The organism is Streptomyces sp. enrichment culture, from assembly GCF_964273145.1.
Lineage (GTDB): Bacteria > Actinomycetota > Actinomycetes > Streptomycetales > Streptomycetaceae > Streptomyces.
In genome coordinates this window covers 1,511,456-1,536,905 of the sequence record NZ_OZ186873.1, presented here as the reverse complement: position 1 = coordinate 1,536,905, position 25,450 = coordinate 1,511,456, and the positions used below count along the sequence as shown (strand labels likewise).

Sequence of the window (25,450 nt, the reverse complement as noted above, 5' to 3'; positions counted from 1 at the left end):
CCCTTCGAGGCGGGGCCGGGCCCTCGTGGCGTGTGCCGGGTGCTTACGCCTTGCGCAGACGGAACGTCAGGGTCAGGCCCTCGTCGGTGAAGGGCTCGCCGTACGCGCCGTCCGCCTCGCCCTGGGCGAAGTCCGTGGCGAGGACCTCGTCGGCGATCAGGGCGGAGTGGTCCGTCAGGGCGGCGATGGTCGCCGGGTCCGTGGCCGTCCAGCGCAGGGCGATGCGGTCGGCGACGTCGAGGCCGCTGTTCTTGCGGGCCTCCTGGATCAGGCGGATCGCGTCCCGGGCGAGACCCGCGCGGCGCAGTTCCTCCGTGATCTCCAAGTCCAGCGCGACCGTGGCACCGGAATCGGAGGCGACCGACCAGCCCTCGCGCGGCGTCTCCGTGATGATCACCTCGTCGGGGGCGAGGGCGATCGTCTCGCCGTCGACCTCGACCGACGCCGTGCCCTCGCGCAGGGCCAGGGAGAGCGCCGCGGCGTCCGCGTTCGCGATGGCCTTGGCCACGTCCTGGACGCGCTTGCCGAAGCGCTTGCCGAGCGCGCGGAAGTTGGCCTTGGCGGTGGTGTCGACCAGGCTGCCGCCGACCTCGGAGAGGGAGGCCAGGGACTCGACGTTCAGCTCTTCCGTGATCTGCGTGCGCAGCTCGGGGGCGAGGGACTCGAAGCCCGTCGCCGCGATCAGCGCCCGCTTCAGCGGCTGGCGGGTCTTGACGCCCGACTCGGCGCGCGTGGCGCGGCCCAGCTCCACGAGCCGGCGGACCAGCAGCATCTGCTGCGACAGCTCCGGGTCGACGGCGGCCGGGTCCGCCTCGGGCCAGGAGGACAGGTGAACCGACTCCGGGGCGTCCGGGGTGACCGGCACGATCAGGTCCTGCCAGACCCGTTCGGTGATGAACGGGGTCAGCGGCGCCATCAGCTTCGTGACCGTCTCGACGACCTCGTGCAGGGTGCGCAGCGCGGCCTTGTCGCCCTGCCAGAAGCGGCGGCGGGAGCGGCGCACGTACCAGTTGGACAGGTCGTCGACGAACGCGGACAGCAGCTTGCCGGCGCGCTGGGTGTCGTAGCCCTCCAGGGCCTGGGTGACCTGGTCGGTCAGGGCGTGCAGCTCGGACAGCAGCCAGCGGTCCAGCAGCGGCCGGTCGGCCGGGGCCGGGTCGGCCTCGGAGGGGGCCCAGCCGGAGGTGCGGGCGTACAGCGCCTGGAAGGCGACCGTGTTCCAGTAGGTGAGGAGCGTCTTGCGGACGACCTCCTGGATGGTGCCGTGGCCGACGCGGCGCGCCGCCCACGGGGAGCCGCCGGCCGCCATGAACCAGCGGACGGCGTCGGCGCCGTGCTGGTCCATGAGCGGGATCGGCTGGAGGATGTTGCCCAGGTGCTTGGACATCTTGCGGCCGTCCTCGGCGAGGATGTGGCCGAGGCAGACGACGTTCTCGTAGCTCGACTTGTCGAAGACGAGGGTGCCGATCGCCATGAGGGTGTAGAACCAGCCGCGGGTCTGGTCGATGGCCTCGGAGATGAACTGCGCCGGGTAGCGGGACTCGAACAGTTCCTTGTTCTTGTACGGGTAGCCCCACTGCGCGAACGGCATCGAGCCCGAGTCGTACCAGGCGTCGATGACCTCCGGCACGCGGACCGCCTCCAGGGAGCAGCCCTCGTGGGTGCAGGTGAAGGTCACCTCGTCGATGTAGGGGCGGTGCGGGTCGAGGCCGGACTGGTCGGTGCCGGTCAGCTCGGTGAGCTCGGCGCGGGAGCCGACGCAGGTGAGGTGGCCCTCCTCGCAGCGCCAGATCGGCAGCGGGGTGCCCCAGTAGCGGTTGCGGGACAGCGCCCAGTCGATGTTGTTGTTCAGCCAGTCGCCGAACCGGCCGTGCTTGACCGTGTCCGGGAACCAGTTGGTCCTCTCGTTCTCCTGCAGCAGGCGGTCCTTGATCGCCGTGGTGCGGATGTACCAGGACGGCTGCGCGTAGTACAGGAGCGCGGTGTGGCAGCGCCAGCAGTGCGGGTAGCTGTGCTCGTAGGGGAGGTGCTTGAAGAGCAGCCCGCGGCGGTCGAGGTCCTCGGTGAGCTTCTCGTCGGCCTTCTTGAAGAAGACGCCGCCGACCAGGGGGAGGTCCGCGTCGAAGGTGCCGTCCTGGCGGACGGGGTTCACCAACGGCAGGCCGTAGGAGCGGCAGACCCGCAGGTCGTCCTCACCGAAGGCGGGGGACTGGTGGACCAGGCCCGTGCCGTCCTCGGTGGTGACGTAGTCGGCGTTGACCACGAAGTGGGCCTCGGCCGGGAACTCCACCAGTTCGAACGGGCGCCGGTAGCCCCAGCGCTCCATCTCGGCGCCCGTGAAGGTCTGCCCCGTGCTCTCCCAGCCCTCGCCGAGGGCCTTGGCGAGCAGCGGCTCGGCGACGACGAGCTTCTCCTCGCCGTCGGTGGCGACGACGTAGGTGACCTCGGGGTGGGCGGCGACGGCGGTGTTGGAGACCAGGGTCCAGGGCGTGGTCGTCCACACCAGGAGCGCGGCCTCGCCGGCCAGCGGGCCGGAGGTGAGGGGGAAGCGGACGTAGACGGAGGGGTCGACGACCGTCTCGTAGCCCTGGGCGAGCTCGTGGTCGGACAGGCCGGTGCCGCAGCGGGGGCACCAGGGGGCGACGCGGTGGTCCTGGACCAGCAGGCCCTTGGTGAAGATCTCCTTCAGCGACCACCAGACGGACTCGACGTACTCCGGGTCCATGGTCCGGTAGGCGTCGTCGAGGTCGACCCAGTAGCCCATGCGGGTGGTCAGCTCGGCGAAGGCGTCGGTGTGGCGGGTCACCGACTCGCGGCACTTGGCGTTGAACTCGGCGATGCCGTACGCCTCGATGTCCTGCTTGCCGGAGAAGCCCAGCTCCTTCTCCACCGCCAGCTCCACCGGGAGGCCGTGGCAGTCCCAGCCGGCCTTGCGGGCCACGTGGTAGCCGCGCATGGTGCGGAAGCGGGGGAAGACGTCCTTGAAGACGCGGGCCTCGATGTGGTGGGCACCCGGCATGCCGTTGGCGGTGGGCGGACCCTCGTAGAACACCCATTCGGGACGGCCCGCGGACTGTTCCAGGCTCTTGGCGAAGATCTTCTGTTCATGCCAGAAGTCGAGCACGGCGCGCTCGAGCGCGGGCAGGTCGACCTGGGCGGGTACCTGGCGGTATTGCGGCGGCGTATTCAACGGGCTTCCTCCGGCGGACGTGCTGCCTTCCGTCGGAGGGACGAGAGCCGTCATGCTGCGTACGCCGCTTCGTGTGCGGCGGGCTCCCGCGGTACCACCCTCCTTGGCCCCCCGGCACGGCGTGCGCCGCACGCGCTCCGGTGAGCCCCCTCATTGAGGTCGCGATGCCGGTTCTACTCGCCGCGCCTGGTGCTGCGCGGCTTTCTTCCGGCGGCTCCGGGGTGATCTTCACGTCGCGCTCGCCCCCGGGCTCACACCGTCCCCGGGTCGCTCTGGGCTGCCTACGCCGCTACTCGTCCCCATCCACGCTTCTCGCTCCGCCCAGTGTACGGCGCCGCGCGGACGGCGGACGACCGGCTTTCGCGCGGGGCGGGAGCGGCGCGCGCCACGGCCCGGCATGCCCCGAACGGAGGGGGGCGGCGTCCGGGCCCCGGGACGTCCGGCCCGGCGGCATACCCGGCCGGGAGCTGGGCACAACGCATGCAGGTCGGCCGAGCGGCATCCGCGAGGCGGGCGAATCGGGCGGTGCGCCCCGTTGCCGCGGGACTCGAGTCGATTTATCGTCCCAGCACGATTCACGAGCAAGATCACAATATGTGAGGGGGCCGCGGCCATGGTGGTGAAGAGGACCGCCGTACAGCAGTCGGGGTCCGGTGCGTCCACGGGTTCCTCCGGTGGTGCGGCCCCTGCCGGCGGAGGGGCGCGCGCCTCCGGAGGGGGGCCGGGCGAGGGGGCGGGCGGGAAGAAGGGCGCACGGACGACCGGGGCCGCGGGCCGGGCCGGGAAGGAGGAGGCGGCCGGGAAGGCCGGGGAGAAGGTCACCGGGGAGGAGGCCGGCAGGGCCCCGGTGAAGAAGGCGCCCGGGAGGAAGGCGGCCCGTGCGAAGGGAGCCGCCGGTGCCGGCGGGAGCGGTGCCGCGACGGACGCCGCCGGGAGCGGCGCCGGAAGGAAGAGCACGGCCAAGAAGGCGGGCGCGGCTCAGGCCGCGGAGCAGACGGGAGCCACGACGGTGGTTGCGAAGAAGACCCCTGGCACGGCCACGGCGGCGAAGAGCGCTGTGCCGAAGGCACGGGGCGCCGCGGCGGAGCCCGGCGATCTCGCGGTGCGTCCCGGGGAGGACCCCTGGACCCCGGAGGAAATGGAGGAGGCGCGCGACGAACTGCTGTCCGAGCAGACACGGCTGCGCGCCGAGATCGCCTCCTCCGAGCAGGCGCTGGCGGGCCTCATGCGCGACTCCGGGGACGGCGCGGGCGACGACCAGGCGGACACCGGCACCAAGAACATCACGCGTGAGCACGAGCTGGCGCTCGCCGCCAACGCGCGCGAGATGCTCACCCAGACCGAGCGCGCCCTGGAACGCCTCGACACGGGGACGTACGGCCTGTGCGAGAACTGCGGGAACCCGATCGGCAAGGCCCGCATGCAGGCCTTCCCGCGGGCGACGCTGTGCGTGGAGTGCAAGCAGAAGCAGGAGCGCCGGTACTGACCGGCCGCCGTTCGCGTCCTGAGCACGTGGGCCGCGCAGGGCGTACCGTACCCTCGTCCTCAGTCAGGCACCTAGGTTGAGGGACTCACGTGGCAGAGGCGGAGCGCATCATCGGTACGCCGGACACCCCGGACGCGGCGCGGCCCGGGCAGGAGCGGCCGGAGGGGGCCGCCGCGCCGGGCGAGCGGTCCGCTGCCGGGACGGCAGGGCCCCCGGCCGGCGGGCCCGGCGCCGGCGGCACCGAGGGCGCCGGCGGCACCGGTGAGGCGGCCGTGCCCGCGGCGGACCGGGCCGCGCCCGAGGGCGGTGCGGCCGGGCGGCCCCGCGGCGGGCGCCGGATCGCCGTGCTGTTCTCCGTCGCCGCGATCGCGTACGCCCTCGACCTGATCAGCAAGATGATCGTGGTCGCCAAGCTGGAACACCACGAGCCCGTCGAGATCGTCGGCGACTGGCTGAGGTTCGAGGCGATCCGCAACGCGGGTGCGGCCTTCGGCTTCGGCGAGGCCTTCACCGTGATCTTCACGGTGATCGCGGCGGTGGTCATCGTCGTGATCGCCCGCCTGGCCCGCAAGCTCTACAGCCTGCCGTGGGCGATCGCGCTCGGCCTGCTGCTCGGCGGGGCGCTCGGCAACCTCACCGACCGGATCTTCCGCTCGCCCGGCGTCTTCGAGGGCGCGGTCGTCGACTTCATCGCGCCCAAGCACTTCGCCGTCTTCAACCTCGCCGACTCGGCGATCGTCTGCGGCGGCATCCTGATCGTGCTGCTGTCCTTCCGGGGGCTCGATCCGGACGGGACCGTCCACAAGGGCTGAGCGAGGGCCGGGCGGGAGCGGGCGGGGCCCGGGCACGCGTACGGGAGTGCCGGACCCGTCCGGCATACTCGACGGGTGAGCACGATTCCCGAGATCCGTACCCTGCCCGTGCCCGACGGCCTGGAGGGCGAGCGCGTCGACGCCGCCATCTCCCGCATGTTCGGCTTCTCCCGTACCAAGGCCGCCGAGCTGGCGGCGGCGGGGAAGGTCACGGTCGACGGGTCGGTGGTCGGCAAGTCGGAGCGGGTGCGCGGCGGGGCCTGGCTGGAGGTCGAGATGCCACAGGCGCCCGCGCCGGTGCAGGTGGTCGCCGAGCCGGTCGAGGGCATGGAGATCGTGCACGACGACGAGGACGTGGTCGTGATCGTCAAGCCGGTCGGGGTGGCCGCCCACCCGTCGCCCGGCTGGACCGGCCCGACCGTCATCGGCGGGCTCGCCGCCGCCGGGTACCGCATCTCGACCTCCGGCGCCGCCGAGCGCCAGGGCATCGTGCACCGCCTGGACGTCGGCACCTCCGGCCTGATGGCGGTCGCCAAGTCGGAGCGCGCGTACACCTCGCTCAAGCGCCAGTTCAAGGAGCGCACGGTCGACAAGCGCTACCACACGCTCGTCCAGGGCCACCCCGACCCGACCAGCGGCACCATCGACGCGCCCATCGGCCGCCACCCCCACCACGACTACAAGTGGGCGGTCACCGCCGAGGGCAAGCCGTCCGTCACGCACTACGACCTGATCGAGGCGTTCCGCGCGGCCTCCCTGCTCGACGTGAAGCTGGAGACGGGCCGCACCCACCAGATCCGCGTCCACATGGCCGCCCACCGGCACCCCTGCGTCGGCGACCTGACGTACGGCGCCGACCCGACCCTCGCCAAGCGCCTCGGCCTGACCCGGCAGTGGCTGCACGCCGTGCGGCTCGGCTTCGAGCACCCCGGCAGCGGCGAGTGGGTGGAGTTCACCAGCGACTACCCCGAGGACCTGCAGCAGGCTCTCGACCGGGTCCGCGAGGAGACCTGGGCATGAGCGCGGGTCCGTACGCGGTGCGCGTCGCCGGGGACCTCGCCGACCGGGAGGCCTGCTTCGCGGTGCGCAAGGAGGTCTTCGTCGTCGAGCAGGGGGTCCCCGAGGAGATCGAGTACGACGCGTACGACGCCGGTGCGGTGCACGTCCTGGCGATCCGCGAGGACGGCGTGCCGCTCGGCACCGGGCGGCTGCTGCACGGCGAGGCCGCCGCGGCCAAGACCGGTGACGGGCCCTCCGTCGGCTCCCTCGGCCGGCTCGCCGTGACCCGGACCGCCCGCGGGCTGGGCGTCGGGGCGGCGCTGGTGCGGGCGATCGAGGAGGCGGCCCGCGCGCGGGGGCTCACGGCGCTGGACCTGCACGCGCAGACCCACGCGCTGGGGTTCTACGAGCGGCTCGGCTACGAGGCGTACGGCCCGCAGTTCCCGGACGCGGGGATCCCGCACCGGGCGATGCGGCGCGTTCTGTGACCCGCCGGGTTCCGGATGCTCCGTGACGCACCGGATCCGGTGCGCCCCGCGGCCCGCCGGTCCGCCGCGCCATGCGGCGCAGGGGACGGAAGAGGCTGGTGAGCGCGGTGTCGTGGCAGGCTTGAAGTCCGCCGTGTGAACACCCAGATCGCCGGAGTGCTGACCGTGGATCAGTTGGCCCTGTTGTTCCTGCTCTTGCTCGGGGCCGTGCTGAGCGTTCCGGTGGGGAACCGCCTCGGGCTGCCGGCGCCGGTGCTGATGACGGTCGTCGGCATCGTCCTGGCGCTGCTCGACTTCGTGCCCGACGTCGACGTCCCGCCCGACCTCATCCTGCCCCTGCTGCTGCCGCCCCTGCTGTACGCGGCCGTGCGGCGGACGTCCTGGCGGCAGTTCGCGGCCAACAAACGGCCGATCTTCCTGCTCGCGGTGGCGCTGGTGTTCGTCACCATGGCCTGCGTGGCCGCCACCGCCCACGCGATCGTGCCGGGGCTGCCGATCGCCGCCGCCTTCGCCCTCGGCGCGCTGGTGGCGCCGCCCGACCCGGTGGCGGCGACCGCCGTCGCCGGACAGCTGGGGCTGCCGCGCCGGCTCGTCTCCATCCTGGAGGGCGAGGGGCTGTTCAACGACGTGACGGCCATCGTCCTGTACCACGTGGCCATCACCGCCGCCGTCAGCGGCACCTTCTCGCCGTGGCGGGCGGGCCTGGACCTGGTGCTGTCCGCCGTCGTCGCCGTCGCCGTGGGGCTCGTCCTGGGCTGGGGCGCGAGCAAGCTGCTGGGCCTGCTGGACGACCCCACCCTGCAGATCGGGCTGACGCTGCTGGTGCCGTACGTCAGCTACGTCCTGGCCGAGGAGCTGCACGGCTCCGGAGTGCTCGCCGTGCTCACCACCGCGATGTTCCTCGCCGAGCACGCGGCCGACGCCGACGACGTGATGACCCGGCTCGCCGGGCACACCGTCTGGGACGTCGTCGACACGCTCGTCACCGGGGTCGCCTTCGGGCTCATCGGCCTGGAACTGCACAACGCCGTCCGCACCGCCTCCGGGCGCTGGGGCGAGCTGCTCGGCTGGGCCGCGGCGGTCGCCGCCGTCGTCGTCCTCGTCCGGCTGCTGTGGCTGCTGCCGGCGACCTGGCTGACGAAGCGGCTGCACGCCAACCGGGACCACGACGAGGACATCCCGACGAGCTGGCGGGAGACCGTCGTCATGTGGTGGTCGGGGATGCGGGGCGTCGCCTCGGTGGCGCTGGCCCTGGCGATCCCGCTCGAGACGGACGACGGCAGTCCCTTCCCCAACCGCGACGAGATCGTCTTCATCGCCTTCGGGGTGATCATGGTGACGCTGCTGCTCCAGGGGCTCACCCTGCCGTGGCTGGTGAACCGGCTCGGGGTGCGGGCCGACACCGAGCGGGAGAAGGCGTTCGAGAAGGAGCTGGCCGTGCGGGCGGCCAGGGCGGCGAAGCGGCGGCTGAAGGAGATCGAGGCGGTCGAGGAGCTGCCGGAGGAGCTGTCCGAGCAGATGCTGCGGCGGGCCCACGACATCGGGTTGCGGATCAGCCCGGACATCGGGGGCGAGGAGCGGCGCGAGGCGCACGAGCAGCGGGCGCGGCGGGTGAAGCGGATCCGGCGGATCCAGGGCGAGCTGCTGAGCGCCGCGCGCCACGAGGTGCTCGCGGCGCGCAGCGAGCCCGGCGCCGACCCGGAGATCGTGGACCGGGTGCTGCGGCATCTGGACGTCCGCAGCCTGCGGTGACGCACCGGGCCCGGGGCGACCGCGGCGGGAGCGGGCCCCGAAGTCCCCGGCGGTGTCTCGCGCCGCCCGTCAGCGGCGCCGCGCCTGCTCGGGCAGGCGGCGCGCGGCCCCGTCGGGCGAGGGGCGGCGCAGGCCGTCGCGGGCCGGCGGGACCGCGTCCCCCACGGCGACGCGGGGCAGCGCGTGGGGGTACGCCTCGGCCAGCCAGCGGATCATCTGCTCGCGGACCGTCACCCGCACCGTCCAGATGTCGTCGGCGTCCTTGGCCGTCACCAGGGCCCGCACCTGCATGGTGGTCGGGGTGGTGTCCGTGACCGTCAGGTCGTAGGCGCGCCCGTCCCAGGCGGGGCACGCGCGCAGGATGTCGCGGAGCTTGTCGCGCATCGCGTCCAGCGGCGCCGTGTGGTCGAGATGCCAGTACACGATGCCGGTCATCTGCGGCGTGCCGCGCGACCAGTTCTCGAACGGCTTCGAGGTGAAGTACGACACCGGCATGGTGATCCGGCGCTCGTCCCAGGTGCGCACGGTCAGGAACGTCAGCGTGATCTCCTCGACGGTGCCCCACTCGCCTTCCACCACCACCGTGTCGCCGATGCGCACCATGTCGCCGAAGGCGATCTGCAGCCCCGCGAACAGGTTGCTCAGCGTGGACTGCGCGGCGATGCCGGCCACGATGCCGAGGACGCCGGCCGAGGCGAGCAGCGAGGCGCCCGCCGTGCGCATGTCCGGGAACGTCAACAGCATCGAGGCCCCCGCCACCACGCCGACGACCGCGGAGACCACCCGCATGATCAGCGTCACCTGGGTGCGCACGCGCCGCACCCGGGCCGGGTCGCGCTGCGCCCGGGCGTTGGCGTAGCTGGTGTAGGACGTCTCGACGATCGCCGCGGCGATCCTGACGACCAGCCAGGCGACCGAACCGATCAGCACCAGCGTCAGGGTCCGGTCGATGCCGGTCCGGTGGGACGGGAACAGCCCGGCCTCGACGTACGTCCCCTTCAGCAGGGCGGCGCACAGGACGAGCTGGTAGGGGATACGGCCGCGGCGCAGCAGTCCCCACAGCGGCGTGTCGTGGTCGCGTTGGCCGGCCTTGCGCAGCAGCAGATCGGTGGCCCAGCCGATGACGAGGGTCAGCACGACCGAGCCGCCGACCACGGTCAGCGGGCGGAGTATGTTCTCCATGCCCACGAACGTAACCGGGACCGCGGGGGACCGAACATGTGACTTCGCGGCGCTCGTGGGTAGGGATGCCGCCCGGCACCGTCGGACCCGGCTGGCACCATGGCCTCATGAACATCATGCTCTTTCACTCGACCCATGGCCTCGGGCCCGCGGTGCGGCAGGCCGCGGACCGGCTGCGCGCCGCCGGACACCAGGTGTGGACGCCGGACCTCTTCGAGGGGCGCACGTTCGACACGGTCGAGGAGGGCATGGCGTTCCAGGACGGCATCGGCAAGGACGAGCTGCTGAAGCGGGCCGTGCTGGCCGCCGCGCCCTACTCGGAGCGCGGGCTGGTCTACGCCGGGTTCTCGCTCGGCGCCTCGATCGCCCAGACCCTCGCCCTCGGTGACGACAAGGCGCGCGGGCTGCTCCTCCTGCACGGCACCTCCGACCTCGCGCCGAACGCCTCGGTGGACGGCCTGCCGGTCCAGCTGCACGTGGCGGAGCCGGACCCGTTCGAGCCGGACGAGTGGCTGAGCGCCTGGTACCTCCAGATGGGCCGGGCCGGCGCCGACGTCGAGGTGTACCGGTACGCCGGGGCGGGCCACCTCTACACCGACCCCGACCTGCCGGACTACGACGAGGAGGCCGCCGAGGCCACCTGGCGGGTGGCGCTCGGCTTCCTCGGCTCCCTGGAGGACGAGCGCTCCCGGCCCGGTCAGACCGGGGAGTAGGCGCGCTCGACCCGCTGCGTGCCGCTGCGCGTGCGGTAGGAGCGGGCCCAGGACGCGGTCGCGTCCGCCGCCGTGCGGTCGGACAGGACGTAGTAGTCCATCTGCGCGCGCTCGGCCGTGAGGTCCAGCACGCCGTACCCGTGGCGGTCGGTGTCGACCCAGTGGACATGCCGGTTGGCGGCGCGGATCAGCGGCGCGGCGACGGCGGACACCGTGCCCTCGCGGGCCCCCACGAGGTCGTCGAGGTTGTCGGAGGTCACCGAGGTGACGACGAACTCCGTGGCGGCGGAGGCGGACAGCGGGTAGGTCCCGGCGTCGTGGGGCACGTCGTTGGCCCACGCCATGTGGATGTCGCCGGTCAGGAAGACCGTGTTGCGGATGGCGTGGGTCCGCAGGTGGGCGAGGAGCTCGCGGCGGTCGTCGGTGTAGCCGTCCCACTGGTCGGTGTTGAGGGCGAGGCCCTCCCGGGGCAGGCCCAGCAGCTCGGCGAGCGGGCGGAGCAGGTCGGCGGTGAGCGAGCCGACGGCGAACGGCGCGATCATCACGGAGTTGCCGACCAGCCGCCAGGTGGTGTCGGAGGCCCGCAGCCCGGCCTTGAGCCAGTCCAGCTGGGCGCGGCCGGTGAGGGTGCGGTCCGGGTCGTCGACGTCGCCGTCGCCGATCGCGGCCTGCCGGGAGCGGAACGACCGCAGGTCCAGCAGGGACAGGTCGGCGAGCCTGCCGAACCGCAGGCGCCGGTAGGTGGTGCCCGCGATCGCCGGGCGTACCGGCATCCACTCGAAGTAGGCCTGCCTGGCGGCGGCCTGCCGCGCGGACCAGGCGCCCTCGGCGCCCTCGGTGTGGTTCCCGGCACCGCCCGACCAGGTGTTGTCGGCGAACTCGTGGTCGTCCCAGATGGCGACCACGGGAGCGGCGGCGTGCAGGGCCTGGAGGTCGGGGTCCGTCTTGTAGCGGCCGTGCCGTACGCGGTAGTCGGCGAGCGTGCGGATCTCGTGGGCCGGGGCGTGCGGGCGGACGACGGTGCCGCGGGTGCCGTACTCGCCGGTGCCGTACTCGTAGATGTAGTCGCCCAGGTGCAGCCAGGCGTCCAGGTCGCCGCGGGCCGCGAGGTGGCGGTAGGCGGCGAAGCGGCCGGCCTCCCAGTTGGCGCAGGACACCACGCCGAAGCGCAGGCCCGCCACGGCCGCGTCGGCCGCCGGCGCGGTACGGGTGCGGGCGGCGGGGGAGTCGGTGCCCCCGGCGGAGAAGCGGAACCAGTAATCGGTGGCGGGTTCCAGGCCGCGGACGTCCGCCTTGACGGTGTGGTCGGACGCGGCGGTCGCGGTGACGGAACCCTTGGCGACGATGTCCGTGAACGACCGGTCCCGGGCGACGACCCACTCCACCTCGGTGTCGGGGCCGGTGCCGGAGCCCGGCACGGCCTCGGGCACCGGCGTCACCCGGGTCCACAGCAGGACGCCGTCGGGCAGCGGGTCGCCGGAGGCCACCCCGTGCAGGAAGGCGGGCGCGGCGTCGGCGGCGCCGGCGGGGACGGCCGCGGTGAGCGGGGCGGCGAGGACCGCGCCGGCGGTCGCGGCCTTGACGACCGTGCGGCGGCTCGGCGCGAGGGGGCCGGCGGGCGCGGCGGACCGCGGGCCGTCGGATGCGGATGATCTGTGTCGACTGGTCACGGCCGATCAGATTACTGATCGGTACGGATAGGAGCGGGCGAACTCCCGAAAGTTCGCCCGCTCTTCAACGCCGGGTCGGTGTCCGCGCGGTCAGGCCTTCAGCGCGGCGTCGACCGCGTCGGTGAAGTCCTTCGCCGTCATGGGCACGTTCCCGTCCGGGCCGGTGAGCTGCTTGCCGTCCATCACCAGGGTCGGCGTGCCGGTGACGCCGTCCTTGTTGTCGTTGAACGCCTGGGACATGGCCAGCGCCCAGGCGTCGTACGTCCCCTTCTTCACGGCGTTGCGGAACGTGGCGTTGCCCTTCAGCGCGGGGACGCTGTCGGCGATCTCGATGAGGTGGTCGTCGTCCTTGAACTTGTCGTCGCTCTCCGAGGGGTGCCACTTCGCGGAGTAGAGGGCGGCCTTGTAGTCGAGGAACGCCTCGGGGCTCACGTTCAGGGCGGCGCCCAGGGCGCTCATCGCGTTCTTCGACCCCTCGCCGTGCGAGCCGACCTCGAACTTCCCCTCCTTCTCGGTGTCGCCGTCGAGGAAGGTGCCGCCGACGAACTGGATCTTGTACTTGCCGGCTTCGACGTCCTTCTCGAGGGTGGAGCCGACGGACTGCTCGAAGGCGGCGCAGACCGGGCAGCGCGGGTCCTCGTAGAGCTTGAGGGTCTTCTTCGCGTCGCTCTTGCCGATCGTCACGGTCGTGCCGTTCTCGCCCGTGGTGTGGGCCGGGGCGACGACCTTGTCGTCCGCGACGGTCTCCCAGTGGGAGGGCTTGTTGGCCTGCACGACGGCGTAGCCGATGCCGCCGGCTATCGCCAGGACGCCGACGACGGAGCAGGCCACGACGATCTGCCGCTTGGCCTTCTCGCGCTTGGCCTGGCGCTCGCGCTCCAGGCGCAGGCGCTCACGGGCCGCCGTCTTCGCCGCCTGGCTGTTCCGCTTGCTCATGGTGGTGGTCTCCATGGGGACGCGCACACGGGGGTGTGCGGAAAACGTAAGGGGGGCTGCTGGTGCTCGGTGGGGGTGCTCAGGCGAAGGCGGCCGAGCGCGGCGGTCCGCGCCGTCCCAGGGAGTGGATGAGGATCCGGTCGCGGGCCGCGGCGGCGGGGCGGGCCGGGCGCGCCGGCCGGCGCACGGCGGGCGCCCGCCGCACGGTCACGGCCGCCACCGCCAGCAGCAGCGGCCGGAACGTGGTCGCGGCCACGGCCCGCAGCAGCTGGGTCAGCGCCCGCTCGCCGCGGTGCAGCCAGGCCGCCGCGAGCAGCCCGACGCCGATGTGCGCGCCGAGCAGCAGCCAGGGGGTGGCGGGGCCGGCGTGCGCGAGGGCGGCGGCGAGCCGGTCGGTGTCGGCGCCGGCCACCCGGGTCAGCGGTGCGGTCAGACCGGGGCCGACGCCGGTGCCGACCCCGCACAGCACGTGGAGGCCGACGGAGCGCAGCGGGCCGGTGACCGGGCCGCCCGCCGCGCCGTAGCACAGGTGCTGGCCGGCGGTGAAGACCGTGTCGGCGGCCAGCTCCAGCGGGATCAGCAGGGCCGCGATCCGCCCGAAGGAGCGTTCGCGGCCCGCCAGGGCGTACGCCGGGACGAACACGGCGGCGGCGATCGCGGCCACCGTGTTCAACGGCAGCGGGACCTGCGACAGCAGCACGTGCGACGCGGTGCTGAGCGTCACGACGAGTGCCGTGAACAGCGCCGCGCGTACGGCTCTGAGCGGGGTCCCGGATATGTCCATAGCGAGAGAAGAGTGTGTCACGGGGGTCGGTAGGGGGCTCCTAAAGGGTTCCTGTGAACCCGGGGAGCCTTCCGGGAGAGCCTACGCTCACAGCCCCGGGATGCGGCCGTTGCGGAACAGGTCCACGAAGATCCGGTGATCGGCACGCGCGCGTGCCCCGTAACCGTGCGCGAAGTCCACCAGCAGCGGCGCGAAGCCGTCCTCGTCGGCTGCGATCGCCGCGTCGATGGCCCGCTCGGTGGAGAACGGCACCAGGGACTCGCCGGACTGGTCGTCCGCCGCCGCGTGCATGGCGGCCGTGGCCCGGCCCAGGTCGGCGACGACCTCGGCGATCTCCTCCGGGTCGTCGATGTCGCCCCAGTCCAGGTCGACGGCGTACGGCGAGACCTCGGCGACCAGCTGGCCGGCGCCGTCCAGCTCGGTCCAGCCCAGCCACGGGTCGGCGTGGGCCTGGAGGGCGCGCTGGGAGATCACCGTGCGGTGGCCCTCGTGCTGGAAGTAGTCACGGATCGCCCGGTCGGTGACGTGCCGGGAGACGGCCGGGGTCTGGGCCTGCTTGATGTAGATCACGACGTCGTTCTCCAGGGCGTCGCTGTTGCCCTCCAGGAGGATGTTGTACGACGGGAGCCCGGCCGAGCCGATGCCGATGCCGCGGCGGCCGACGACGTCCTTCACTCGGTAGGAGTCCGGGCGGGTCAGGGAGGACTCCGGGAGCGTCTCCAGGTAGCCGTCGAAGGCCGCCAGCACCTTGTAGCGGGTGGCGGCGTCCAGCTCGACGGCGCCGCCGCCCGGCGCGAAGCGGCGCTCGAAGTCGCGGATCTCCGTCATCGAGTCCAGCAGCCCGAAGCGGGTCAGCGAACGGGCGTCGCGCAGCGCGTCCAGCAGCGGCCCGGTCGCCGTGTCCAGCGTGAACGGCGGCACCTCCTCGCTCTTGGCGCCGGTGGCCAGGGCGTGGATCCGCTCGCGGTAGGAGTCCGCGTAGATCCGCACCAGCTCGGTGATCTGCCCGTCGCTGAGCGCCTTGGCGTACCCGATCAGGGCGACGGAGGCCGCGAAGCGCTTGAGGTCCCAGGTGAAGGGGCCGACGTAGGCCTCGTCGAAGTCGTTGACGTTGAAGATCAGTCGGCCGGTCGAATCCATGTACGTGCCGAAGTTCTCCGCGTGCAGGTCGCCGTGGATCCACACGCGGGAGGTGCGCTCGTCCAGGTAGGGGTCGCCGGAGGTCCCCCCGCCGCCACGCCCGGCGTGCTCCGCGGCCAGGTCGTGGTAGAAGAGGCACGCCGTGCCCCGGTAGAACGCGAAGGCGGACGCCGCCATCTTCCGGAACTTCACGCGGAACGCGGCCGGGTCGGCGGCGAGCAGCTCGCCGAAGGCGGTGTCGAAGACGGCGAGGATCTCCTCGCCGCGGTGCTCCTCGTCGAGCTGCGGGACCGACATCGCTGGGTGCCTCCTGGTGCGGGGTGGTGCGTGACGGGTGGGGCGGGCGTTCTCGCAGGTGCGGGGCGGCTTCCACCGCGCACGGCGAGGAAGGCCCGCCCGGACCAACGTACGGCGGCCCCTCCGAGTGCCCGGCGCCCTCGTGCGGCGGTACGCGGGTGAGCCCGCCGGGTGTCGGTGCCGGGGCATAGACTTCGAGGCTGACCCCCAGACTGTCCGCAGCCTGTCGCCCCGCGTTCCCCCAGGAGGCCGCACGTGTCGAAGCCGCCGTTCACGCACCTGCACGTCCACACCCAGTACTCGCTGCTGGACGGTGCCGCGCGGCTGAAGGACATGTTCAACGCGTGCAACGAGATGGGCATGACGCACATCGCCATGTCCGACCACGGCAACCTCCACGGCGCGTACGATTTCTTCCACTCCGCGCAGAAGGCGGGCATCACCCCGATCATCGGGATCGAGGCGTATGTCGCGCCGGAGTCGCGCCGCAACAAGCGCAAGATCCTCTGGGGCCAGCCGCACCAGAAGCGGGACGACGTCTCCGGTTCCGGCGGCTACACGCACAAGACGATCTGGGCCACCGACAAGACGGGCCTGCACAACCTCTTCCGCCTGTCCTCCGACGCCTACGCCGAGGGCTGGCTGCAGAAGTGGCCCCGGATGGACAAGGAGACCATCGCCCAGTGGTCCGAGGGGCTGGTCGCCTCCACCGGCTGCCCCTCCGGCGAGGTGCAGACCCGGCTGCGCCTGGGCCACTTCGACGAGGCCCTCAAAGCGGCGGCCGACTACCAGGACATCTTCGGCAAGGACCGCTACTTCCTGGAGCTGATGGACCACGGCATCGAGATCGAGCGCCGGGTCCGCGACGGCCTGCTGGAGATCGGCCGGAAACTGGGCATCCCGCCGCTGGTCACCAACGACTCGCACTACACCTACGCGCACGAGGCGCAGGCGCACGACGCGCTGCTGTGCATCCAGACCGGCAAGAACCTCTCCGACCCGGACCGCTTCAAGTTCGACGGCACCGGCTACTACCTGAAGTCGACGGAGGAGATGTACGCCATCGACTCCTCCGACGCCTGGCAGGAGGGCTGCGCCAACACGCGGCTGATCGCCGAGATGGTCGACACCACCGGCATGTTCGAAAAGCGCGACCTGATGCCGAAGTTCGACATCCCGGAGGGCTACACCGAGGTCACCTGGTTCCAGGAGGAGGTCCGCCGCGGCATGGAGCGCCGCTATCCGGGCGGCATCCCCGAGGACCGCATGAAGCAGGCCGAGTACGAGATGGACGTCATCATCTCGATGGGCTTCCCCGGCTACTTCCTCGTGGTCGCCGACTTCATCATGTGGGCCAAGAAGCAGGGCATCGCCGTCGGCCCCGGCCGCGGCTCCGCGGCCGGCTCGATCGTCGCCTACGCGCTGGGCATCACCGACCTCGACCCGATCCCGCACGGTCTGATCTTCGAGCGGTTCCTCAACCCCGAGCGCATCTCGATGCCCGACGTCGACATCGACTTCGACGAGCGCAGGCGCGCCGAGGTGATCCGGTACGTGACCGAGAAGTACGGCGCCGACAAGGTCGCCCAGATCGGCACCTACGGCACCATCAAGGCCAAGAACGCGATCAAGGACTCCGCGCGCGTGCTGGGCTACCCGTACGCGATGGGCGACCGCATCACCAAGGCCATGCCCGCCGACGTCCTCGGCAAGGGCATCCCGCTGTCCGGCATCACCGACCCGAACCACCCCCGGTACTCGGAGGCGGGCGAGGTCCGCTCGATGTACGAGAACGAGCCGGACGTGAAGAAGGTCATCGACACCGCGCGCGGCGTCGAGGGCCTGGTGCGGCAGATGGGCGTGCACGCCGCCGGCGTGATCATGTCCAGCGAGCCGATCGTCGACCACGTCCCGGTCTGGGTCCGGCACACCGACGGCGTCACCATCACGCAGTGGGACTACCCGAGCTGCGAGTCGCTCGGCCTGCTGAAGATGGACTTCCTGGGCCTGCGCAACCTCACGATCATGGACGACGCCGTCAAGATGGTGAAGGCGAACAAGGGGATCGACATCGATCTCCTCAGCCTCCCGCTCGACGACCCGACCACCTTCGAGCTGCTCCAGCGCGGCGACACCCTCGGCGTCTTCCAGTTCGACGGCGGCCCCATGCGCTCCCTGCTGCGCATGATGAAGCCCGACAACTTCGAGGACATCTCCGCCGTCTCGGCCCTGTACCGGCCGGGCCCGATGGGCATGAACTCGCACATCAACTACGCCCTGCGCAAGAACGGCCAGCAGGAGATCACCCCGATCCACCCGGAGCTGGAGGAGCCGCTCAGGGAGGTCCTGGACGTCACCTACGGCCTGATCGTCTACCAGGAGCAGGTGCAGAAGGCCGCCCAGATCATCGCCGGCTACTCGCTCGGCGAGGCCGACATCCTCCGCCGCGTCATGGGCAAGAAGAAGCCCGAGGAACTGGCGAAGAACTTCGTCCTCTTCCAGGAGGGCGCCCGCAAGAAGGGCTACAGCGACGAGGCCATCCAGGCGCTGTGGGACGTGCTGGTCCCCTTCGCCGGCTACGCCTTCAACAAGGCGCACTCCGCCGCGTACGGCCTGGTGTCGTACTGGACGGCGTACCTGAAGGCGAACCACCCCGCCGAGTACATGGCCGCCCTGCTCACCTCCGTCAAGGACGACAAGGACAAGTCGGCCGTCTACCTCAACGAGTGCCGCCGCATGGGCATCAAGGTGCTCCCGCCCAACGTCAACGAGTCCGAGGCGAACTTCGCCGCCCAGGGCGACGACGTGATCCTCTTCGGCCTGTCCGCGGTGCGCAACGTCGGCACCAACGTGGTCGAGTCGATCATCCGGTGCCGCAAGTCCAAGGGGAAGTACACCTCCTTCCCCGACTACCTCGACAAGGTCGAGGCGGTCGTCTGCAACAAGCGCACCACCGAATCGCTGATCAAGGCCGGCGCCTTCGACTCGCTGGGCCACACCCGCAAGGGCCTCATGGCACAGTACGAGCCGATGATCGACAACGTGGTCGCGGTCAAGCGCAAGGAGGCCGAGGGCCAGTTCGACCTCTTCGGCGGCATGGGCGAGGAGGAGAGCGACGAGCCCGGTTTCGGGCTGGACGTGGAATTCTCCACCGACGAGTGGGACAAGACCTATCTGCTCGCCCAGGAGCGGGAGATGCTCGGCCTGTACGTCTCCGACCACCCGCTGTTCGGCCTGGAGCACGTCCTGTCCGACAAGGCCGACGCGGGCATCTCCCAGCTCACCGGCGGCGACTTCGGCGACGGCGCGGTCGTCACCATCGGCGGCATCATCTCGGGCCTGCAGCGCAAGATGACCAAGCAGGGCAACGCCTGGGCCATCGCCACCGTAGAGGACCTCGCCGGTTCCATCGAGTGCATGTTCTTCCCGGCCACCTACCAGCTGGTGTCCACCCAACTCGTCGAGGACGCCGTCGTCTTCGTCAAGGGCCGCCTCGACAAGCGGGAGGACGTGCCGCGGCTGGTCGCCATGGAGCTGATGGTCCCGGACCTGTCCAACGCCGGCGCCAACGCGCCCGTGGTCCTGACCATCCCGGCCACCCGCGTCACCCCGCCCATGGTCAGCCGCCTCGGCGAGATCCTCACCCACCACAAGGGCGACAGCGAGGTGCGGATCAAGCTCCAGGGCCCGACCAGGACGACGGTGCTGCGCCTGGACCGGCACCGGGTCAAGCCCGACCCGGCCCTGTTCGGCGACTTGAAGGTGCTGCTCGGCCCGTCCTGCCTGGCCGGCTAGGGAACCGGCCGGGGCCGTCGGTCGGCACGCGGCGCGCACGAGGGGCGCACCCGGCAACGGGTGCGCCCCTCGTGTCATGTGCCCGGACCCCGACGGCCCGACACGCGGACTCAGTTGTGACCGAAGCGCTTCTGCCGGCCCTTGCGGGCGGCCATGTCGCCGGGCGCCGCCTGCGAGGTCCGCTGCTCGTCCGGCGGCTCCAGCGCGGACGGCCGGGACGACTGGGGGGCGCGCTCGGCCCGCTGCTGCCTGCGGTCACGGTTCTTGTTCTTGGCCATGGTGATCTGCCTCCTGTGGGGGATCTAGGGGCCAGGGCCGGGACCAGATTCACATACGGCGATAAAGAACGCATGTCGGGTAATTACCGTCTGTGACAGGGGTCGTCGGCGCGCGAAGCGCGGAAACGCCACGCCGAAGATCGAGTTCGGACCGTTAACCCCGGTGCGGTCGGGCAGACTCGAAGCAAGCCCGAAGCAAACCTCCCGGAAAGAGGGTGGATCGCGTGGACCGCTGCATCGTCCTGGTGGACGCCGGGTATCTGCTGGGGGCCGCCGCCAGTCTCCTCGCCGGGGAGCCCTCGCGGTCCCGCATCACCGTCGACCACGCCGCCCTCATCCAAGGCCTCCGCGAACGCGCCGAGGCCGACACCCGGCAGCCCCTGCTGCGCATCTACTGGTTCGACGGCGCCCCCGACCGCGTCCCGCAGCCCGAGCACCGCCGGCTGCGCGTGATGCCCCGGGTCACCGTCCGGCTCGGCGCGCTCACCCGCAGCGACGGCCGCTGGGCGCAGAAGGGCGTGGACGCCGCCATGCACGCCGAGCTGACCGAGCTGGCCCGCAACCGCGCCTGCTCCGACATCGTGCTGGTGACCGGCGACGGCGATCTGCTGCCGGGCATGATGGCGGCCAAGGAGCACGGCGTCGCCGTCCACTTGTGGGCCGTGCAGGCCGCCGACGGCGACTACAACCAGTCCGAGGACCTGGTCGCCGAGGCCGACGAGCGGCGCGTGCTGGACCGCACGTGGATCACCAGGGCCGTACGCGCCAAGGAGCTCACCGGGGTGTGCGCGCCGCCGCCCGAGCCCCGCCCCGAGATCGCCGCGATCCTCTCCGCGCCGCTGCCCGAGTCCGCGCTGCCCGCCCCCGCGCAGCGGCCGGCCGAGGAGCCCCCGCACCCGACGGCGTCCACCGCCGCGCGCAACGGCGGCGCCGAGCGCGTACCGGCCACCGCCAAGGGCGTGCCCACCCCCAAGGACCTCGCCGCCCTGCGCGCCCCCGGCCCCCAGCACACCGCCCCGCAGCCCGCCTCCGCCACCCTGCGCTGGTCCTCCGACAAGGGCTGGGTCGACCGCCCGGTCTCCGAGCCCCCCGAGGCCGCCTCGATGCCGACGCTCGCCCAGCTCACCACCGCGGAGCAGCGGTGGGCCGACCGCGAGGAGGACATCACCACGGTCGGCGGCGACCCCTACGAGGTGGGGCAGGTCTTCGCCCGCCGCTGGGTGGAGCGCCTCGGTGACCAGGCGCACCTCCAGAAGCTCTCGGGCATGTACCCCCGCATCCCGCACCGCATCGACGGCGAACTGCTGCGCTACGCCGCCCGCTTCGGGCTGCTCGCCCACAAGGACGACCAGATCGACGAGCACGACCGGTACGCGATCCGGGCCGGGTTCTGGCGGGAGATCGACCAGCGGACGGCGGTCGAACGCGCCCCCGCGGGGGAGTGAGCCGCGCCCCCGCGGGGAGTGGGGGCTGGGCCGAACCGGCACTCATGGGGCCACCCGGGAGCGGCGCGGGCACGCCGACCCCGTAGGCTCGTCCCTTGTGAGTACGCGCGCGGCACAGACATCTCGGCACCGTGATGATGCCGTGTGCGTGGTGCGCGGGCTGACCAAGACCTACCCTGCCGTGCGCGGCCGGCGCGGCGCCCCCGCGACGCCCGAGGTGCGGGCCACCGACGACGTCCGGCTGGACATCCGGGGCGGGGAGATCTTCGGGCTGCTCGGTCCCAACGGCGCCGGCAAGTCCACCCTGGTACGGCAGCTGACCGGGCTGATGCGGCCCGACGCCGGCACCGTGGAGATCCTCGGCCACGACATCGTGCGGCACCCGGAGCGGGCCTCGCGGATCCTCGCCTACCTCGGGCAGGAATCCACCGCCCTGGACGAGCTGACCGTGTCGCTGGCCGCCGAGACCACCGGCCGGTTGCGCGGCCTGGACGCCCGGCGGGCACGGTCCGAGCGGGACGCCGTACTCGACGAGCTGGGCCTCGCCCCGATCGCCGGGCGCCCGCTGAAGAAGCTGTCCGGCGGGCAGCGGCGCCTGGCCTGCTTCGCCGCCGCGCTGGTGGGGGAGCGCCCGCTGCTCGTCCTGGACGAGCCGACCACCGGCATGGACCCGGTGGCGCGGCGGGCGGTGTGGGCCGCCGTCGACCGGCGACGGGCCGAGCGCGGCACGACCGTGCTGCTGGTCACCCACAACGTCATCGAGGCCGAGACCGTCCTGGACCGGGTCGCCGTCCTCGACCGGGGCCGGGTGATCGCCTGCGACACGCCCACCGGGCTGAAGGAGCAGGTCGCCGGCGAGGTCCGCGTCGACCTGGTGTGGCGCGAGACGGCGCCGCTGCACGTGCCCGAGGTGGCCGCGCTGCGCGACCGCGCCGCCGAGTCCGGGCGCCGCTGGACGCTCCGGCTCGGCCCCGAGGAGGCCCGCGCGGTCGTCGCCACCGTCACCGGCGGGGCCGCCTTCGCCGCCCTGGACGACTTCACGCTCGCCACCCCGAGCCTGGAGGACGTGTACCTGGCGCTGGGCGGTGCCGCCCGGCAGGGGCTGGTGAAGGCGTGAGCGACCGGGCCGTGAGCGCACGGGCCGGTCGCTTCCGCACGCGCCGGACAGGGCGGCACCACCAGTGGCCCACCAGCCCCGGCCGCCTCAGCGACTCCAGTGTCTCCAGCGACTTCAGTGACCTCAGTGAAGAGGAGCAGCACGACGTGAGTGTCGTACCCGCCGATGTCCTGACGGGTGGCGCCGTGGCCGCCGGGGAGCCCGGTGCGCCGGCGGCCGAGCTCGGGCCGAAGGCGCGGTTGTGGCCCTCGCTGGCGGCGGTCTACCGGGCCCAGCTCTCCCGCGCGCGCGTGGCGCGGATCCCGCTGCTGTTCGTGGCGACCTTCCAGTCGATCGGGATCATGATCCTCATGCGCGGCGTCGTCGACGGCGGCGGCGAGGCGCGGACCGTGGTCGCCGGGTCGTCGGTGCTCGTCGTGGCGTTCGTCGCGCTGAACCTGCTCGCCCAGTACTTCGGCCAGCTGCGCGCCAGCGGCGGGCTCGACCACTACGCGACGCTGCCGGTGCCCCCGGCCGCGGTGGTGCTGGGCGCGGCGGGCGCGTACGCCTCCTTCACCGTGCCGGGGACCGTGGTGACCGCCGTCTTCGGATGCGTGCTGTTCGGGCTGCCGCTCGCGCACCTGTGGGTGCTCGCGGCCGTGATCCCGCTCGCCGGGGCCGCGCTCGCCGGCCTCGGGGCGGCCCTCGGCCTGCTCGCGCCGCGTCCGGAGCTGGCCACGCTGCTGGGGCAGCTGGGCATGTCGGCGGCGCTGCTGCTGGGCGTGCTGCCGGCCGAGCGGATGCCGCAGGCGGTGCGCCTGGCGCGGGACCTGCTGCCGTCGACGTACGGCGTGGAGGCCTTCGCCCGGACCTTCGAGGACGGGCCCGACTGGGCCTTCGTCCTCGGTGACCTCGCCGTGTGCGGGGCGGTCGGCGTGGTCTCGCTGGCCGTCGCCACCTGGGCCTACCGCCGGGCGGCCGTCCGGTGACGCACCGCACGGGCGGGCCTGGCACGATGTCAGGGTGACCGCACCTCTGACTCCGCCTCCACCCCCGCACGACCACTCCTCGCACCGGCACCACCCGCTGGTGCCGCCGGCCGGCGCGCACCCGATGGGCGGCGCGTACGGACAGGACGGCCCCGGGATGAGGACCGAGGTGCGCGAGGCCCTCGTGACGGCCCTCGGGGTGACGCTCGCCGGGGTGCTGCTCGGGGTGGTGTGGTGGCGGCTGGCGCCGAGCGTGCCCCTGGTCGGGGAGCCGACCGGCGGGAACTGGGTCGTCTACCTCAAGGACACCGAGGGCGAGCAGGCCGTCGGCGTCGACGGGACGTTCACTCTGCTGGCGCTGGCCTTCGGCGTGGTCAGCGCGGTCCTCGTCTTCCTGCTGCGGCGGCGCGGGGGCGTGCCGCTGGTGGTCGCGCTCGGGGTCGGGGGCGTCCTCGGCTCCCTGCTGGCGTGGCGGGTCGGGGTGTGGCTCGGTCCCGGCCAGGACGTGATAGCCCACGCCAAGGAGGTGGGCCGGGGCGTGACGTTCCCGGCACCGCTGCAGCTCGGGGCGAAGGGCGCGCTGCTGGCGTGGTCCCTGGCGGCGCTCCTGGTCCACCTGGGCCTCACGGCGCTGTTCGGGCCGCGCGACCCCGACCCGTACCAGCAGGGGGGACCGTATCCCCAGGACCCCTGCGCGGGGCCGCGCGACCCGCACGGGAAGCCCCCCGCGTCCGCGGCGTGATCCGAGCGGCGGCCCCCGGCGCCGGGGCGCGCCCGGCGGGAGGTCACACGCGTCCGATGGGCGCGAGGACCGCGTCCGTCAGCCGGACCAGGTCGCCGGGGGCGAGCTCCACCTCCAGGCCGCGGCGGCCGGCGGAGACGCAGATCGTGCCGTGCGCCGCCGCCGACGCGTCCAGGACCGTCGGCAGCTTCCTGCGCTGGCCGAGCGGGGAGATCCCGCCGCGGACGTAGCCGGTGGCGCGTTCCGCCAGCGCCGGGTCGGCCATCGCCGCGCGCTTGCCGCCCGCCGCGGCCGCCAGCGCCTTCAGGTCCAGCCGGCCCGCCACCGGGACCACCGCCACCGTCAGGGCCCCGTCCACGTCCGCCACCAGCGTCTTGAAGACCCGGTCGGGGGAGACGCCCATCGCCTCGGCGGCCTCCTCGCCGTAGGAGGGGTGGGAGGGGTCGTGCTCGTAGGAGTGGACCGTGTGGTCCACCCCGGCCGCGGTGAGCGCCACCGTCGCGGGCGTCCCACCGGCCTGCTGCTTCTTCGCCTTCTTCGCCATCCGGCCCGTTCCCGTACTCGTCCGGGCTCGTCGCCCGGGTGCGTCAGTTGAGACTCGTGGAGCCGCGCGTCAGGTCCGACGCGGGCAACGACGGCAGCGTACGGAGGATGGCCGTCTCCGCGCGAAGGAGTTTCAGTTCGTCGCGCAGCCGGGACGCGGTGTCCGGCGCCTGGAGCAGCCGCTGCTTGGTGGGGGTGTCCAGCATCATCGCGGCGGCCACCAGGTAGGAGACCACACCCGGTTCGTCCGGCAGGTCGGCACCGGTCGCCAGCGACCGCTCCCGCGCCCCCGCCAGCCGCTTGCGGTACTGGCGGAAGGCGCGCAGCACCCCCTCGGCCAGCGCGCCGGCCTCGTCCCCGGGCTCCTCGGCGAGCGGCTCCAGCTCGGCCGTCAGGAACGGGCCCGAGGCGTCCACCGACAGCAGCCGCACCCGGGTCGTCCCGGTCGCCAGCACCTCGAAGGTGCCGTCGGGCTGCTCCCGGATGGTCGCCGCGTCCGCCACGCAGCCCACCTTGTGGAACGCCTTGGCCGGGTCGGTGCCGAACCCGGCGGCCGGCCCCCGCGCGGGCAGCGTCGTCGGATCGGGCATGCCGGGCGCGCTCGGTGCCACCTCGTGGCCGTCGCGGATCGCCACGACGGCGAACCGGCGCGGTTCGTCCTCGGGCGTCTTCAACAACTCGCGCATCATGGCGCGATAGCGCTCCTCGAAGACGTTCAGCGGGAGCACGAGCCCCGGGAACAGCACCGAGTTCAGCGGGAACAGGGGGAGCCGGACGGTGGTCACGACGCAGAAGCCTAATGGCCGACGCACCGGACACGGGCGCCGTGCCCGTATCGGGGACGGCCGGAACCCGCCGCCACCGGCGCGGAGGCGACCGCCGCGCGGACCCCGCGGCGCACCTCCGGGAACCGGCCGAGCGGATCGTCCGCGTCCCGGCCCCGGGGGAAGGAGGCGGCGTACGGGCCGGTCGGGCGCGGTTGCTCCGGGGCGTCCGCCCGGCGCTCCAGGCGCAGCGGCACGTACGGAGGCGGGCCGCGGCCGGGTACGCCGCCGACCGCGTGACCGCGAGGCCCCGCCGCGTTCACGTCACCGGTTCCCGGGCGCCGCGGCC

General features: G+C 72.9%; 20 protein-coding genes. 11 read left to right on the top strand and 9 right to left on the bottom strand.

Annotation, left to right across the window (positions count from 1 at the left end):
• Positions 1–43: 43 nt before the first annotated feature.
• Complete coding sequence (gene ileS, locus ACSU6Z_RS07000) at positions 44–3,244, bottom strand: isoleucine--tRNA ligase (RefSeq protein WP_437043898.1); 3,201 nt, start codon at positions 3,242–3,244, stop codon at positions 44–46.
• 559 nt (positions 3,245–3,803) lie between these two features.
• Here ileS and ACSU6Z_RS06995 point away from each other — a divergent pair.
• The 5 genes from ACSU6Z_RS06995 to ACSU6Z_RS06975 all read left to right on the top strand — a co-directional run bounded on the left by ACSU6Z_RS06995 (position 3,804) and on the right by ACSU6Z_RS06975 (position 8,727).
• Positions 3,804–4,676, top strand: a complete 873-nt coding sequence (locus ACSU6Z_RS06995; RefSeq protein ID WP_437043896.1) for a TraR/DksA family transcriptional regulator — start codon at positions 3,804–3,806, stop codon at positions 4,674–4,676.
• An 89-nt stretch (positions 4,677–4,765) separates the two neighbouring features.
• Positions 4,766–5,488: a signal peptidase II gene (lspA, locus tag ACSU6Z_RS06990; protein WP_437043895.1), complete on the top strand. Its 723-nt coding sequence runs from the start codon at positions 4,766–4,768 to the stop codon at positions 5,486–5,488.
• A gap of 75 nt (positions 5,489–5,563) precedes the next feature.
• Positions 5,564–6,508: an RluA family pseudouridine synthase gene (locus ACSU6Z_RS06985; RefSeq protein ID WP_437043893.1), complete on the top strand. Its 945-nt coding sequence runs from the start codon at positions 5,564–5,566 to the stop codon at positions 6,506–6,508.
• Positions 6,505–6,975 (top strand): GNAT family N-acetyltransferase, encoded by a 471-nt coding sequence (locus tag ACSU6Z_RS06980; protein WP_437043891.1) that lies wholly within the window; start codon positions 6,505–6,507, stop codon positions 6,973–6,975. Before ACSU6Z_RS06985 ends, ACSU6Z_RS06980 begins: the two co-directional genes overlap by 4 nt.
• A gap of 165 nt (positions 6,976–7,140) precedes the next feature.
• Positions 7,141–8,727, top strand: coding sequence for a Na+/H+ antiporter (locus tag ACSU6Z_RS06975; RefSeq protein WP_437050212.1), 1,587 nt, complete (start codon positions 7,141–7,143; stop codon positions 8,725–8,727).
• A gap of 69 nt (positions 8,728–8,796) precedes the next feature.
• Here ACSU6Z_RS06975 and ACSU6Z_RS06970 read toward each other — a convergent pair whose 3' ends face one another.
• Positions 8,797–9,909 carry a mechanosensitive ion channel family protein gene (locus ACSU6Z_RS06970; RefSeq protein WP_437043889.1) on the bottom strand — a complete coding sequence of 371 codons (1,113 nt, stop codon included), beginning with the start codon at positions 9,907–9,909 and terminating at the stop codon, positions 8,797–8,799.
• A 107-nt stretch (positions 9,910–10,016) separates the two neighbouring features.
• Between ACSU6Z_RS06970 and ACSU6Z_RS06965 the strand changes: the two genes are divergently transcribed.
• Positions 10,017–10,622 (top strand): dienelactone hydrolase family protein, encoded by a 606-nt coding sequence (locus ACSU6Z_RS06965; protein WP_437043887.1) that lies wholly within the window; start codon positions 10,017–10,019, stop codon positions 10,620–10,622.
• Here ACSU6Z_RS06965 and ACSU6Z_RS06960 read toward each other — a convergent pair.
• The 4 genes from ACSU6Z_RS06960 to ACSU6Z_RS06945 form a co-directional block, all read right to left on the bottom strand.
• Entirely contained in the window at positions 10,607–12,292 is a 1,686-nt protein-coding gene (locus tag ACSU6Z_RS06960; RefSeq protein ID WP_437043885.1) for an alkaline phosphatase D family protein, read from the bottom strand. The genes ACSU6Z_RS06965 and ACSU6Z_RS06960 overlap by 16 nt on opposite strands.
• A gap of 90 nt (positions 12,293–12,382) precedes the next feature.
• Positions 12,383–13,228 (bottom strand): thioredoxin domain-containing protein, encoded by an 846-nt coding sequence (locus ACSU6Z_RS06955; RefSeq protein ID WP_437043883.1) that lies wholly within the window; start codon positions 13,226–13,228, stop codon positions 12,383–12,385.
• 79 nt (positions 13,229–13,307) lie between these two features.
• A complete protein-coding gene (locus tag ACSU6Z_RS06950) occupies positions 13,308–14,012 on the bottom strand; it encodes a hypothetical protein (RefSeq protein ID WP_437043882.1) in 705 nt (234 codons plus the stop codon).
• An 87-nt stretch (positions 14,013–14,099) separates the two neighbouring features.
• Positions 14,100–15,449, bottom strand: coding sequence for a DUF2252 domain-containing protein (locus ACSU6Z_RS06945; RefSeq protein ID WP_437043880.1), 1,350 nt, complete (start codon positions 15,447–15,449; stop codon positions 14,100–14,102).
• A gap of 255 nt (positions 15,450–15,704) precedes the next feature.
• Here ACSU6Z_RS06945 and dnaE point away from each other — a divergent pair, with 255 nt between their 5' ends.
• Positions 15,705–19,244 carry a DNA polymerase III subunit alpha gene (gene dnaE / locus ACSU6Z_RS06940; RefSeq protein ID WP_437043879.1) on the top strand — a complete coding sequence of 1,180 codons (3,540 nt, stop codon included), beginning with the start codon at positions 15,705–15,707 and terminating at the stop codon, positions 19,242–19,244.
• A gap of 110 nt (positions 19,245–19,354) precedes the next feature.
• On the opposite strand, the gene ACSU6Z_RS06935 is transcribed toward dnaE, so the two are convergent.
• Positions 19,355–19,522: a hypothetical protein gene (locus tag ACSU6Z_RS06935; RefSeq protein ID WP_437043877.1), complete on the bottom strand. Its 168-nt coding sequence runs from the start codon at positions 19,520–19,522 to the stop codon at positions 19,355–19,357.
• Positions 19,523–19,746: 224 nt separating this feature from the next.
• Here ACSU6Z_RS06935 and ACSU6Z_RS06930 point away from each other — a divergent pair, with 224 nt between their 5' ends.
• From ACSU6Z_RS06930 to ACSU6Z_RS06915, 4 genes are all read left to right on the top strand, one after another.
• Complete coding sequence (locus tag ACSU6Z_RS06930; protein WP_437043875.1) at positions 19,747–20,967, top strand: NYN domain-containing protein; 1,221 nt, start codon at positions 19,747–19,749, stop codon at positions 20,965–20,967.
• 142 nt (positions 20,968–21,109) lie between these two features.
• Complete coding sequence (locus tag ACSU6Z_RS06925) at positions 21,110–22,084, top strand: ABC transporter ATP-binding protein (protein ID WP_437043873.1); 975 nt, start codon at positions 21,110–21,112, stop codon at positions 22,082–22,084.
• A gap of 146 nt (positions 22,085–22,230) precedes the next feature.
• On the top strand, positions 22,231–23,052 hold the full coding sequence (locus ACSU6Z_RS06920) for an ABC transporter permease (RefSeq protein ID WP_437043872.1): 822 nt from the start codon (positions 22,231–22,233) through the stop codon (positions 23,050–23,052).
• 34 nt (positions 23,053–23,086) lie between these two features.
• The gene (locus ACSU6Z_RS06915) at positions 23,087–23,794 is read left to right on the top strand and encodes an AAA family ATPase (RefSeq protein WP_437043870.1); all 708 of its coding nucleotides are present in this window, start codon (positions 23,087–23,089) and stop codon (positions 23,792–23,794) included.
• 43 nt (positions 23,795–23,837) lie between these two features.
• On the opposite strand, the gene ybaK is transcribed toward ACSU6Z_RS06915, so the two are convergent.
• Positions 23,838–24,338, bottom strand: coding sequence for a Cys-tRNA(Pro) deacylase (gene ybaK / locus ACSU6Z_RS06910; protein WP_437043868.1), 501 nt, complete (start codon positions 24,336–24,338; stop codon positions 23,838–23,840).
• 43 nt (positions 24,339–24,381) lie between these two features.
• Complete coding sequence (locus ACSU6Z_RS06905; RefSeq protein WP_437043865.1) at positions 24,382–25,122, bottom strand: LON peptidase substrate-binding domain-containing protein; 741 nt, start codon at positions 25,120–25,122, stop codon at positions 24,382–24,384.
• Positions 25,123–25,450 lie beyond the last annotated feature (328 nt).